The sequence below is a fragment of the Micromonospora sp. WMMD1219 genome (genome assembly GCF_049315215.1).
Taxonomy (GTDB): Bacteria; Actinomycetota; Actinomycetes; order Mycobacteriales; family Micromonosporaceae; genus Micromonospora; species Micromonospora tulbaghiae.
In genome coordinates, this window is record NZ_CP186057.1 from 5,111,497 (window position 1) to 5,124,272 (window position 12,776).

The following is a 12,776-nucleotide window of genomic DNA, read 5'->3' on the forward strand; positions in this document are numbered from 1 at the left end:
ACGGTGTTGACTGCGGTCGACGGCGATGGATAGTGTCCGGTCCACCGCCGGTGCGAACGGGAGAAGCGATGGCCGCAGACCACGTCGACGTCCTCATCGTCGGGGCCGGCCTGTCCGGCATCGGCGCCGCCGTCCACCTCGGACGCGAATGCCCCGGCAAGACCTACGCGGTGCTGGAGGCCCGGGGCGCCATCGGCGGCACCTGGGACCTGTTCCGCTACCCGGGCATCCGCTCCGACTCCGACATGTACACCCTCGGCTACTCGTTCAAGCCGTGGACCGACCCGAAGGCCATCGCCGACGGCGACTCCATCCGGGCGTACGTGCGCCAGACCGCCCGCGAGTACGACGTGGAGCGGCACATCCGCTTCCACCACCGGGCGGTACGCGCCGAGTGGGACAGCGCCACCGCGCGCTGGACCGTGCACGCCCACCGCGACGACACCGGCGAGGACGTCACCCTCACCTGCGGGTTCCTGTTCACCAACTCCGGCTACTACCGCTACGACGAGGGCTACACGCCGCGGTTCCCCGGCGTCGAGAAGTACGCCGGCACGCTCGTGCACCCGCAGCACTGGCCCGAGCACCTGGACTACACCGGCAAGCGGGTCGTGGTGATCGGCAGCGGCGCCACAGCCGTCACCCTGGTCCCGGCCATGGCCGAGCGGGCCGCCCACGTCACCATGCTCCAGCGCTCACCCACGTACGTCATCGCGCTGCCCTCGCGCGACCCGTTCGCCGACGCCGCGCGGCGCTGGCTGCCCCCGAAGGCCGCGTACGCGGTGGCCCGCTGGAAGAACGTCACGCTCGGCGTGGCCAACTTCCAGCTCAGCCGCCGCGCCCCCGGCGTGGTGAAGCGGTTCCTGCGCCGCGCCGCGAAGGGCCGCCTGCCGTCCGGGTACGACGTCGACAGGCACTTCTCGCCCCGCTACAACCCCTGGGACCAGCGGCTGTGCGTGGTGCCGGACGGGGACCTGTTCGCCGCGCTGAGCGCCGGCCGCGCCTCGGTGGTGACCGACACCATCGACACGTTCACCGAGCGGGGCACCCGGCTCGCCTCCGGCGAGGAGCTGCCCGCCGACGTCGTGGTCACCGCCACCGGCCTCAACCTGCTCGCGCTCGGCGGCATGACCCTGAGTGTCGACGGCGCCGAGGTCGACCTCGCCTCGACTGTGGCCTACAAGGGCATGATGCTCTCCGGCGTGCCGAACTTCGCCATGACCATCGGCTACACGAACGCCTCCTGGACGCTCAAGGCCGACCTCGTCGCCACGTACGTCTGCCGGCTGCTGCGCCACCTCGACGACACCGGCCGGCAGATCGTCACGCCGCTCGCCCCGGACACCGACGACCTGGTGCCGATCATCGACCTCCAGTCCGGGTACGTGCTGCGCGCCGTCGACCAGCTGCCCAAGCAGGGGCCGCAGGCGCCGTGGCGGCTGCACCAGAACTATCCCCGCGACGTACGCCTGATGCGGCACGGCCCGCTCACCGACGGCGTCCGGTTCACCCGCGCCGGCGCGCCCGCCACCGCCCCGGCCGCCACGACCAGCTCCGGAGGAACCGATGCGTGACCTCGTCTTCCCCGGCGGCACGGCGGTGCTCACCGGCGCCGCGAGCGGCATCGGCGCGGCGCTGGCCCACGGGCTGGCCCGGCGCGGCGCCGACCTGGTGCTGCTCGACCGGGACGCCGACGGCCTGGCCGCCACCGTGGCCGCGATCCGGGCCGCGTACCCGGACCGGCGGGTCCAGACCCACGTGGTGGACCTGGCCGACGCCGACGCCACCGACCGGGTCGCCGCCGAGATCCACCGCGCGCACCCCCGGATCCGGCTGCTGATCAACAACGCCGGCGTGGCGCTGGGCGGGCGCTTCGACCAGGTCACCCTGGAGGAGTTCCTCTGGGTCATCGAGATCAACTTCCGGGCGGTGGTCCGCCTGACCCATGCGCTGCTGCCCGCGCTCAAGGCCGAGCCCGGCGCCCACCTGGTGAACGTGTCCAGCCTGTTCGGGCTGATCGCGCCCGCCGGGCAGGCCGCGTACTCGGCGAGCAAGTTCGCCGTGCGCGGCTTCACCGAGGCGCTGCGCCACGAACTCGTCGACGACGGCATCGGCGTCACCTCGGTGCACCCGGGCGGCATCCGCACCCGGATCGCTGCCAGCGCCCGCGTCGGCAGCGGCGTGGCCCTCGACGAGTACGAGGCTGGGCGCAAGCAGTTCGAGAAGCTGCTCACCATCGACCCGGCGACCGCCGCCGAGGTGATCCTGCGCGGCGTGCAGCGACGCCGCGGCCGGGTGCTGATCGGCTGGTCGGCGAAACTGCCCGACCTGCTCGCCCGCGTCGCCCCGGCCGGTTACGGCAGGGTGCTGGCCCTGGGCATGCGCCAGCCCCCGGCCCGGCCCGGTGCCGCGCCCACAGCTCCGCCCGCCGTCCCGCCCGCCGAGGCACCCACCGTCGCGACCGACGCCACAGTGCCGGTTCCGCCTCCCCGGTCCGGCGAGGAGGCCGCGGCAGAACCCGGACGCCGGGCGTGACGCTCGTCCTGCCCCCGGCCGACGAGCGCACCGTCGACGGACGGCGTACCCGCTGCCGGATCAGCGGCGACGGGCCGCCCGTGGTGCTGCTGCACGGCATCGGCCGTACCCTCGACGACTTCACCGCCCTGCACACCGCGCTGGCCCGCGACCACCTGGTGCTCGCGGTGGACCTGCCGGGGCACGGCGGCTCCGCGCCGCTGGACGGGCCGCACACGCTCCCGGCCCTGGCCGCCGCGGTGGCCCGCTTCCTGGACGCGGCCGGGGTGACCGGCCCGGCGCACCTGGTCGGCAACTCCCTCGGCGGGGCGGTGGCCATGCGCCTGGCCGCCGACGCGCCGCGGCGCGTCGCCAGCCTGGCGCTGCTCAACAGCGCCGGCTTCGGCCGCGAGGTGACAGTGGCGCTGCGGCTGCTGGCGGTACGCCCGCTGGCCCGGCTGCTGCTGCGCCCGCACCCGAGGATCGCCCGGCGCACCGAGCGGGCGATCTTCCACGACCCGGCGTACGTCACCGACGAGCGGATCGCCACCGCGCTGGCCGCGGCCGGTCAGCCGCACGCCGCCCGGGTGATGCTGGAGCTGGTCCGCGACCTGGGCACCTGGCGCGGCGTACGCCCGCAGTGGCGCGCCGACCTGCTCGACGCGGTGGCCGCGCTCGACCTGCCCACGCTGCTCGTCTGGGGCGAGCGCGACCTGGTCCTGCCCGCCGCGCATCTGGCGTACGCCCGCACGCGGCTGCCGAACGCGCGCAGCCACCTGTTCCGCGACACCGGGCACATGCCGCAGATCGAGCGGACCGCCGAGGTGGAGGCGCTGCTGCGCAAGCTGTGGGCCTGACCGTGGCCTTCGCCACTGTCCCGGCCCGCGCCGGACCGGCCGGACGGCCCGGGGAGCAAGCTTAGATACATGACGCATCCCAGCCGGGTCGTGCTGTCCGCCGCCGAGCGGGCGTACCGGCACCTCAAGCAGGCCATCCTGGAACAGGTCTACCCGGGCGGCCAGCTCGTCAGCGAGGGCGAGATCGCCGAGGCGACGGGCGTGTCCCGCACCCCGGTCCGGGAGGCGCTGCTGCGTCTGGAGACCGAAGGGCTGGTCAGGCTCTACCCGAAGCGCGGCGCGCTGATCCGGCCGGTGTCGGCCCGGGAGATCGCCGACGTCATCGAGGCCCGCCGCCTGGTCGAGCTGCACGCCGCCGACCGGGTCTGGCCGCGCCGCGCCGAGCTGCGCGCCGACCTGGCCCGCCGGCTGGACGAGATGCGCCGCGCGCACGCCGCCGGTGACCTCACCGCCTTGATGGCCGCCGACCGCTCGTTCCACGCCGCCGTGGTCGAGGCGGCCGGCAACGAGATCCTGGCCGAGCTGTACCACCGGCTGCGCGACCGGCAGCTGCGCATGGGCGAGGCGAGCTTCCGGCTCTCGCCCGGCTGGGCCGAGGTCGCCCTCACCGAGCACGCCGGGCAGCTCGCCGCGCTCGACGGCGACGACCCGCAGGCGTGGCACGACGCGGTCGCCGCGCACATCGACACCGCCGCGCGGATGCTCGGAACGCTGCGGTGAGCGCGGCTCGCCGGCCCGCCGCCCTGGTGTACGCGGTGGCGCTGACCGCGTACCTGACCGCCGTGTTCCACCGCAGCTCGCTCGGCGTCACCGGGGTCGACGCGGCGGACCGCTTCCACATCAACGCCGCCGCGCTCGCCACGTTCTCCGTCGCCCAGCTCGCCGTCTACGCCGTCATGCAGGTCCCGGTCGGGGTGCTGCTGGACCGCTACGGCTCGCGCCGGCTGCTGCTGGCCGGCGGCGCGCTGATGGTGGCCGGGCAGGTCATGTTCGCCGTCGCCGGGGACGTGCCGCTCGCGGTCGCCGCCCGGGTGCTCGTCGGCCTCGGTGACGCGATGACGTTCATCAGCGTGCTGCGCATCGTCGCGTTCTGGTTCCCCGGCCGGCGCAATCCGCTGCTGGTGCAGCTCACCGGCACCGTCGGCCAGCTCGGCGCGGTGCTCGGCGCCGTACCCCTGGTGCTGCTGCTGCACCGCGCGGGCTGGACGCCGGCGTTCCTGACCGCCGCGGCGCTCGGCGCGACAGTGGTGCTGCTGGTGCTCGTCGCGGTCCGTGACACCCCGCACGCCGAGCACGCCACCACGCTCGCGCCCGACCTGGCCACCGTGCGCCGCCGGCTCGCCGAGGCGTGGGCCCAGCCGGGCACCCGGCTGGGCCTGTGGACGCACTTCGTCACCCAGTTCTCCGGCTCCGTGTTCGCGCTGCTGTGGGGCTACCCGTTTCTGGTGCAGGGACAGGGCTTCTCGCCCACCGCGGCGGCCGGGCTGCTCACCGTGATGACGATGGTGACGCTCGTGTGCGGGCCGTTGCTCGCGTACCTGTGCGCCCGCTACCCGTTCCACCGCTCGGTGCTGGTCTTCGCGATCACCGCCGCCACCGCCGGGATGTGGGCGGTGGTGCTCGCCTGGCCCGGCCGGGCTCCGCACGCGCTGCTGGTGGCGCTCGTGGTTGTGCTCGCGGTGAACGGTCCCGGGTCGATGATCGGGTTCGACTACGCCCGCTCGTTCAACCCGGTGCACCGCATCGGCAGCGCCACCGGCATCGTCAACGTCGGCGGTTTCGCCGCCTCGATCGTGCTGATCCTGGCCGTCGGCGTGGTGCTCGACCTGGCCACCCCCGCCGGGCACGACGCGCCGCCGCTGGCCGCGTTCCGGTGGGCGTTCGCCGTCCAGTTCCTGCTCTGGGCGCTCGGCGCGGCGCAGGTGCTGCGCTACCGCAACGCCGCGCGTCGCCGGCTCGCCGACGAGCGGGCCGCCGCGACGGTCGCGGCACCCGCCTGAGTACGCGGGCGGCCCGGCGATGTGCGGGCGGCCCGGCGCGGCTTCGGCTCCGGGCGGATCAGCGCCCGTGCCGGACCAGCGAGTCGAGCACCAGGGTCAGCCCCGCCCCGACCAGCCACACGTCCTTGGCCAGGCCGATGCCCGCCTGGCTCGGCCGCAGGCTGGTGCCCTCGCGCATGCCCGGCGTCTTCAGGTAGAGCTGCACCAGGCCCGCGCCGAACGCGGTGAGCGCGGCCCCGGCCAGCAGCGAGGGCACGAACGGGGCGAGCAGCGCCGCGCCGAGCGCGACCTCGCCGCGCGACAGCAGCACGGCGAACCGGTCCGGCGGGATCTGCCGCAGCTGCGGCATCGCGCCGGCCGCCATGCCGTGCATGCCCGCGGCGGCCTCACCCTCCAGGCCCCGCTTGCCCAGCCCCGAGTTCAGGATGTACGCGCCGATGGCGACCCGCAGCGGCGCATGCGACAGCCTCATGATCACTCCCGTCCCACCTGGTAGAACCGGCACACCGGGTACCCGGTCATGACCAGGACAATCCGCCGGGCTTCATTGGTTCGCGGGTCATGATCAGCGGTAGGTTCTGGGTGCAGACGCACGTAACGAAGGAGGCACCGTGAGCCAGGAAGTCCGGGGAGTCGTGTCGCGGCGCAAGGGCGCGCCCGTGGAGGTCACCACCATCGTGGTGCCGGACCCGGGGCCGGGCGAGGCGGTGGTCCGCATCCAGTCGTGCGGCGTCTGCCACACCGACCTGCACTACCGCGAGGGCGGCATCAACGACGACTACCCGTTCCTGCTCGGCCACGAGGCCGCCGGCATCGTGGAGCAGGTCGGCGACGGCGTCACCGACGTGGCGCCCGGCGACTTCGTGGTGCTCAACTGGCGCGCGGTCTGCGGGCAGTGCCGGGCCTGCCGGCGCGGCCGCCCCTGGTACTGCTTCGCCACTCACAACGCGACGCAGAAGATGACGCTCACCGACGGCACCGAGCTGACCCCGGCGCTCGGCATCGGCGCGTTCGCCGAGAAGACGCTCGTGCACGCCGGACAGTGCACGAAGGTGGACCCGTCGGCCCGGCCGGCAGCGGTCGGCCTCCTCGGTTGTGGCGTGATGGCCGGTCTCGGCGCGGCCATGAACACCGGCAACGTGACCCGGGGCGACTCGGTCGCGGTGATCGGCTGCGGCGGCGTCGGCGACGCGGCGGTGGCCGGCGCGGCCCTGGCCGGCGCGACCACGATCATCGCGGTGGACACCGACTCCCGCAAGCTCGACTGGGCGCGCAAGTTCGGCGCCACCCACACGGTCAACGCCTCCGAGGACGACGCGGTGGAGGCCATCCGCGCGGCCACTGGCGGCTTCGGCGCCGACGTGGTGATCGACGCGGTCGGGCGTCCGGAGACGTGGAAGCAGGCGTTCTACGCGCGCGACCTGGCCGGCACCGTCGTGCTGGTCGGCGTGCCGACCCCGGAGATGACCGTCGACCTGCCGCTGCTGGACGTCTTCGGCCGCGGCGGCGCGCTCAAGTCCAGCTGGTACGGCGACTGCCTGCCCAGCCGCGACTTCCCGATGCTGACCGAGCTGTACCGGCAGGGCCGGCTGGACCTGGACGCGTTCGTCACCGAGGAGATCGCCCTCGACCAGGTCGAGGAGGCGTTCGCCCGGATGCACCACGGCGACGTGCTGCGCTCGGTGGTGGTCTTCCCGTGACCGCCCGCGTCGACCACGCCGTCACCTCCGGCACGTTCTCGCTCGACGGCCAGACGTTCGACGTGGACAACAACGTCTGGGTGATCGGTGACGACGCCGAGTGCGTCGTCCTCGACGCGCCGCACGACGTGGCGGCCGTCCGCGAGGTTATCGGTGACCGGCGGGTGCTGGCGATCATCGCCACCCACGCCCACGACGACCACGTCCGGGTCGCGCCCGAACTGGCCCGGGCCACCGGCGCGCCGGTGCTGCTGCACCCGGCCGACCGGGTGCTGTGGGACATGGTGCACCCGGACACGCCGCCGGACGGCGAGTTGACCGACGGGCAGACGTTCACCGTCGGCGGGACCACGCTGCGGGTGCTGCACACGCCCGGTCACAGCCCCGGCGCGTGCAGCCTGTACGCCCCCGACCTGGGCGCGGTCTTCACCGGCGACACGCTGTTCGCCGGTGGACCGGGCGCGACCGGGCGGTCGTACAGCGACTTCGGCACGATCGTCGAGTCGATCCGTACCCGGCTGCTCACGCTGCCGCCGGAGACGGTGGTGCACACCGGGCACGGCGACGACACCACCATCGGGGCCGAGGCGCCGCACCTGGACGAGTGGATCGCCCGGGGCCACTGAGGACTCGTGCGGGCCTGGCCCGGAGCAGTCCGGTCCGGGCCCGCGCGCGTCGGGGCCGGGCTGGTCGCCGGCGCGGAAACCGCGTGGCCGCGCGACGTCCGGTCCGGTGATACTCGGGCCCGTGCCCGTCGCCATCCTCACCGACGCCCAGTCCGCCGCGCTGCGCCACGTCCGCGACGTCGCGCTGCGCGACCGCTCCGCCGCGCTCGCCGTCATCGCCCGCCACCTCGCTGCCTCCGGCACGACCTACCGGTACGAGGAGGTCGTCGCCGCGATCACCGGGAACGGGCGGCTGACGCTCAACTTCCACCCCGACCGGGTGCTGCGCGACGGCCGCACCGTGGTCGAGGCGCTGGACGAGGAGGGCGTCTACCGCAGCCAGTTCGAGACCGGCGTCTCCAACGGCGGCCTGACCGCGTACCCGGGCGGCGACCGGGACGTCTGGGAGCAGGCGATGTTCGGCGGCGCGTACCAGCGTCCCGGCGTGCTCCCCGCGGAGCGCCCGAAGTACGGCGGCCTGAACCTGCTCGACCACGCCGACGGCGCGTGCCCCCGGTTCGGGTCCTGCCACCTGCGGCTGCGCCCGGAGGCGCTGGCCCGGGCCACGTTCAGCTTCGGTGACAGCCACGTCGAGCCCACCGAGTTCGGCACCGTCGACGTCTTCGAGCCGGTGTTCGCGGCGCTGCTGACCGCCACCGCCGGGACCGGCGTGGCCCTGGGCGTGGCCGGCATGGACACCGCCACGCTGCTGCGGACGCTGCTGCGGCGGCGGGAACGGGAGTCCGGGCGGGTCGGCCGGGCGCTGGACGACTACATCGAGGCGCAGGTGCACGGCGAGATCAGCCTCGCCCGCGACGTGGAGGCGCTCGTGGTCGACCCGTCGTTCCGCGGCACCGACGTGGGACGGCGCCTGGAGGGGATCGCCGGGCGGCACGGCCTGGCGCTGCGCTTCCATCCCGGCTTCGTGCTGCCGGTCGACGGCCTGGACGCCGAGTTCCGCGGCCCGGACATCCCGCCGCTCGCCGCGCGCGTGCACGCCGAGTTCGCCCGCCCGGGGGAGCCGCTGCACGCGGCGCTCGTCGGCCGCGCCGCCGCCTCGGTGGTACGCGAACCGCAGCGCTGGGCCGACCGGGGACCGGCCGAGGTGACGCTGCAGCACCTCAAGCAGCTCTGGCACGTGCTGGTCCGGTTCGGCGTTCCGGCCTGATCGTCCCGTCTGCGGTGGCCGCGGCCCCGCTGCCCGGAATTCCGGGTGACCTGGACCGCAGCCTCGGCCCTGCCCGGCATTTCCGGAATGACCGACACTGCGGGCTCGTTGTGTCCCCCGTACCGCCGGAACCCAAACACCTACCCGGCGGTAGTCCCTCGATGGGCGCTCACCCCGGAGCGCGTCGTAACGATCGAAAGGGCAACCATCGTGAAGCAGCACTTCACTCGATGGCTCCCCGCCATCGCGAAGACCGCCGTCGCGAAGACCGCCGCCGTCTCCCGTAACCGCCGTGCCGCGCTGAGCGTGGCGGGCGTGGCCGTACTGGGCGGACTGGCCGTCGGCCCCGTCGCCGTGGCCGCGCCGGTCACCAGCGGCCCGCACGCCGGTGCCAAGGCCGCCATCGACCTGGCCACCGGCAAGAAGACCTCCACCGAGTCGGTGAAGCCCGGCCAGACCACCGGCCTGGACAAGGTGCCGACCAGGGCCGACCGGCCGGCCAAGGAGAAGCTCGTGCCGCACGGCGTCGAGGGCGCGCAGTCGCGCATCCCGCTCGACGACGCGCAGCTCGACAACGCCAAGGCCATCGTCGAGGCCGCCAAGGAGACCGGCGTGGGGGAGCGAGGCGCCGTGATCGGCGTCGCGACCTCGCTCCAGGAGTCGAAGCTGTACAACCTGGGTCACCTCGGCGCGTACAACGACCACGACTCGGAGGGCCTGTTCCAGCAGCGCCCGTCGTCCGGTTGGGGCACGTCCGAGCAGATCACCGACCCGGAGTACTCCAGCAAGGCGTTCTTCAACGCGCTGAAGAACGTCGGCGGCTGGCACGAGCTGCCGCTGACCACGGCCGCGCAGACGGTCCAGGTGTCCGCCTACCCGTATGCGTACGCGCAGTGGGAGGAGCAGGCGGCGGACATCGTCCAGCAGGTCTGGTAACCCGACCCGTACAACGGCCGGCCCCCTTCCAGGGGTGCCGGCCGTTGTCGTCGATCTTGTAGTTGCGGCACCTCGCAGACGTCGTGAAACGGACATCCCGGGCGCCAGGTCTCCAAGATCGACGGGGGAGGGGCGCGGGGTGGGGGGCGATGTCCGGTTGCGCTGTGGTGGGCGGCACTCCGTCGGCGGAATCGGGGGTGGGCGGGTGGCGTTGTAACCCGGTGCGCGACCGGAGCGGCGCCAGCCGAGCGCCCCCGGCGGGAACAACCCCGGGCCGCCGGTCGTTGCAGATGCACCCGGCACGCCCCGCGCTGCCGGACCCCCGAGATCCCCTTGAGCGCCTGACGGTGCCCACGCGTCCACCCCCGGACGCGTCGACCCCCGAACGGAGCCCATCATGAACACGATCCTGCGCAAGAGCATCCTCGGTATCGCCGGTCTCGCCTTCACCGGTGGCGTGTTCGCCGGTCCGGTCGCCGCCCACGCGGCGGAGACCACCAAGCCGGCCGCCGTCGCGGTCCAGGGCGTGAGCCCGCAGGGCGCGCAGTCGCACGTGGACCTGAACGACGAGCAGCTGGCCAACGCCAAGGCCATCATCGCGGCCACCAAGAAGGCGGGCCTGCCCGAGCGCGCCGCGGTCATCTCGATCGCCACCGCGCTGCAGGAGTCGAAGCTGGAGAACCTGGGTCACCTGGGTGACCGCAACGACCACGACTCGCTGGGCCTGTTCCAGCAGCGGCCGTCCAGCGGCTGGGGCACGCCGGAGCAGATCACCGACCCCGAGTACTCGACGCTGGCGTTCCTCAAGGGCCTCAAGCAGGTCGACGGCTGGCAGGACATGCCGCTGACCGAGGCCGCGCAGACCGTGCAGGTCAGCGCCTACCCCGACGCGTACGCGCAGTGGGAGAAGCAGGCCGCCGAGATCGTCGCCGAGCACTGGAACAAGTAAGACCTGACGAGAGGCCGGCACCCGGATCGGGTGCCGGCCTCTCGCGTGTCCTCAGCCGCCGTGCGCGGCGAGCCACGACACCACCGGTTCGACTACCGGCGGGTCCAGCGGCCGCCTCGCAGCGCGCGGTCGACGGTCACCGCAGCACCGCCGCGGCCAGGGCCGGGGCGTCGTCGGCGCCGATGAGCAGGGAGTCGTACGCCTGGCCGGTGAGGGTGATGCGGACGGCCGGCTGGCCGCCGCGGACGCTGACGAACTCCTTGCCGGCCTTGCCGCGCCAGGTGCCGACGTTGCGCGTGCGGGGCACGCCGAGTCCGGGCGCCCGGATGCCGCGGGTGGCGCGGGCACCGTCCGGTACGACGACGGCGCCGCTGACGGCGGAGCGGGGGAACGACAGGTCGCCGCGCAGGGCCCAGATCTTCTCGGCGGGGGTGAGCCGGACGTCGATGCGGTCGGCGGTGATGTCGATGGTGGCCATCGGCGAACTCCTCAGTTCCGTTATCGATCAGGAGCGGCCCGCGGAGCGCCGGTGACCGAGCACGATGTCCGCCACGGCGGCGCCGAGCGCCAGCACGATGATCCCGGCGGCGAGCAGCAGTGAGTGGCGGAACGCCGTACTCCAGTCGCCGCGGTCGGCGGCGAGCGTCGAGAAGAACAGCGCGCCCACCGCGGCGATGCCGGCGGCCGACCCGATGCGCTGCCCGGTCTGGAGCATCCCGGCGCCGCTGCCGGCCATCGGCACCGGCACCTCGGACAGCGTGAGCGTCTGGTTCGGCGCGATCACCAGGCCGCTGCCCAGCCCGGCGACGAGCAACGGCAGCGCGGTCCGCAGCGGCACGTTCTCGTGCGGCCCGCCGGCCAGCACCAGATCGGTCGCGACCAGCCCGGCCACCACCGCCAGCAGCCCGATCGCGACGAGCGGACGGCCGTACCGGGTGACCACCCGGCCGCCCAGCGCGGAGGCGAGCGCCGAACCGAGCGCGAACGGGGTGATCGCCAGGCCGGCCACGAGCGCGCTGTAGCCCAGCCCCATCTGGAGATAGAGCGTGAAGATGAAGAAGATCGCGGTGAACCCGGCGAAGTAGATCAGGCCGATCAGCGCGCCCAGCGTGTACGAGCGGACCGTGAACAGCCGCAGGTCGAACAACGGCTGGGCGCGCCGGGCGTACCGGTGCTCCCAGAGCGCGAACCCGGCGAGCAGCAGCAGGCCGACGGGGATCAGCAGCCACTTGCCCGGGCCCCGCCACTGCTCCCGCTGCACCAGCGGCAGCAGGATCACCGTCACCCCGGCGCCGAGCAGCAGCACGCCGAGCGGGTCGAGCCGGCCCCGCCCGGCGGGGTTGGTCGGCCGGGCCGGCATCAGCCGCCAGCCGAGCAGCATCGCCACGATCCCGACCGGGATGTTCACGAAGAACACCCACCGCCACCCGTGCTCGGCACCGCCCAGTTCGATGAGCAACCCGCCGAGCAGCGGACCCACGGCGGTGGAGATGCCGATCGTCGCGCCCAGCAGCCCGAACGCCCGGCCCCGGTCCGCGCCCCGGAACAACTCCTGGATCATGCCGCTGACCTGAGGATTCACCACACCGGCGGCAGCGCCCTGGACGAGCCGGGCGACGACCAGCCACTCCGGGGAACGGGCCAGCCCGGCGAGCGCGCTGGTGAGCGTGAACAGGCCCACCCCGACCACGAACGCGGTACGCCGCCCGCGCGCGTCGCCGAACCGCCCGGCCGGCACGAGCACCAGGCCGAACGTCAGCGCGTACCCGGACAGCACCCACTGCAGGTCGCTCGGCGTGGCCTGCAACGCCCGGTCGATCGAGGGCACCGCGACGTTGACGATGCTGACGTCCAGCAGCGTCATGAACGCCGCGATCAGGCCGACGCTCAACGCACGCCAGCGGCGCCGGCCGTCGTACCCGGTGTCCTGCACCGGCGTCGACGACCGGCCCTCGCTCATCGTGCCCCCCACTGACCGTCGATCACC

At 74.0% G+C, this 12,776-nt stretch carries 13 protein-coding genes; 10 read left to right on the top strand and 3 right to left on the bottom strand.

Annotation, left to right across the window (positions count from 1 at the left end; translation table 11 throughout):
* Positions 1–68: 68 nt before the first annotated feature.
* The 5 genes from ACN27C_RS23820 (at position 69) to ACN27C_RS23840 (ending at position 5,371) form a co-directional block, all read left to right on the top strand.
* Entirely contained in the window at positions 69–1,574 is a 1,506-nt protein-coding gene (locus tag ACN27C_RS23820) for a flavin-containing monooxygenase (protein ID WP_422748257.1), read from the top strand.
* Complete coding sequence (locus ACN27C_RS23825) at positions 1,567–2,535, top strand: SDR family NAD(P)-dependent oxidoreductase (RefSeq protein ID WP_422748259.1); 969 nt, start codon at positions 1,567–1,569, stop codon at positions 2,533–2,535. The genes ACN27C_RS23820 and ACN27C_RS23825 overlap by 8 nt, the downstream gene beginning before the upstream one ends.
* Positions 2,532–3,371 carry an alpha/beta fold hydrolase gene (locus ACN27C_RS23830; protein ID WP_393158442.1) on the top strand — a complete coding sequence of 280 codons (840 nt, stop codon included), beginning with the start codon at positions 2,532–2,534 and terminating at the stop codon, positions 3,369–3,371. The genes ACN27C_RS23825 and ACN27C_RS23830 overlap by 4 nt, the downstream gene beginning before the upstream one ends.
* A 69-nt stretch (positions 3,372–3,440) precedes the next feature.
* A complete protein-coding gene (locus ACN27C_RS23835) occupies positions 3,441–4,091 on the top strand; it encodes a GntR family transcriptional regulator (RefSeq protein WP_422748262.1) in 651 nt (216 codons plus the stop codon).
* Positions 4,088–5,371 (top strand): MFS transporter, encoded by a 1,284-nt coding sequence (locus tag ACN27C_RS23840; RefSeq protein WP_121686239.1) that lies wholly within the window; start codon positions 4,088–4,090, stop codon positions 5,369–5,371. The genes ACN27C_RS23835 and ACN27C_RS23840 overlap by 4 nt, the downstream gene beginning before the upstream one ends.
* 58 nt (positions 5,372–5,429) lie before the next feature.
* Here ACN27C_RS23840 and ACN27C_RS23845 read toward each other — a convergent pair whose 3' ends face one another.
* The gene (locus ACN27C_RS23845; RefSeq protein ID WP_121686242.1) at positions 5,430–5,843 is read right to left on the bottom strand and encodes a hypothetical protein; all 414 of its coding nucleotides are present in this window, start codon (positions 5,841–5,843) and stop codon (positions 5,430–5,432) included.
* Positions 5,844–5,982: 139 nt separating this feature from the next.
* Here ACN27C_RS23845 and ACN27C_RS23850 point away from each other — a divergent pair, with 139 nt between their 5' ends.
* The 5 genes from ACN27C_RS23850 to ACN27C_RS23870 all read left to right on the top strand — a co-directional run bounded on the left by ACN27C_RS23850 (position 5,983) and on the right by ACN27C_RS23870 (position 10,789).
* Complete coding sequence (locus tag ACN27C_RS23850) at positions 5,983–7,071, top strand: S-(hydroxymethyl)mycothiol dehydrogenase (RefSeq protein ID WP_013286410.1); 1,089 nt, start codon at positions 5,983–5,985, stop codon at positions 7,069–7,071.
* Entirely contained in the window at positions 7,068–7,697 is a 630-nt protein-coding gene (locus ACN27C_RS23855; RefSeq protein WP_120569826.1) for an MBL fold metallo-hydrolase, read from the top strand. The genes ACN27C_RS23850 and ACN27C_RS23855 overlap by 4 nt, the downstream gene beginning before the upstream one ends.
* Before the next feature lie 106 nt (positions 7,698–7,803).
* A complete protein-coding gene (locus tag ACN27C_RS23860) occupies positions 7,804–8,904 on the top strand; it encodes a DUF3626 domain-containing protein (RefSeq protein WP_422748267.1) in 1,101 nt (366 codons plus the stop codon).
* Between the two features lie 210 nt (positions 8,905–9,114).
* Positions 9,115–9,840 carry a hypothetical protein gene (locus ACN27C_RS23865; RefSeq protein ID WP_120569828.1) on the top strand — a complete coding sequence of 242 codons (726 nt, stop codon included), beginning with the start codon at positions 9,115–9,117 and terminating at the stop codon, positions 9,838–9,840.
* Between the two features lie 397 nt (positions 9,841–10,237).
* Entirely contained in the window at positions 10,238–10,789 is a 552-nt protein-coding gene (locus tag ACN27C_RS23870) for a hypothetical protein (protein WP_422748269.1), read from the top strand.
* Positions 10,790–10,925: 136 nt separating this feature from the next.
* Here the strand turns inward: ACN27C_RS23870 and ACN27C_RS23875 are convergent, their stop codons facing one another.
* Entirely contained in the window at positions 10,926–11,267 is a 342-nt protein-coding gene (locus ACN27C_RS23875) for a hypothetical protein (RefSeq protein ID WP_422748272.1), read from the bottom strand.
* 27 nt (positions 11,268–11,294) lie between these two features.
* Positions 11,295–12,749, bottom strand: a complete 1,455-nt coding sequence (locus ACN27C_RS23880) for an MFS transporter (RefSeq protein ID WP_121686423.1) — start codon at positions 12,747–12,749, stop codon at positions 11,295–11,297.
* Between the last annotated feature and the right edge of the window lie 27 nt (positions 12,750–12,776).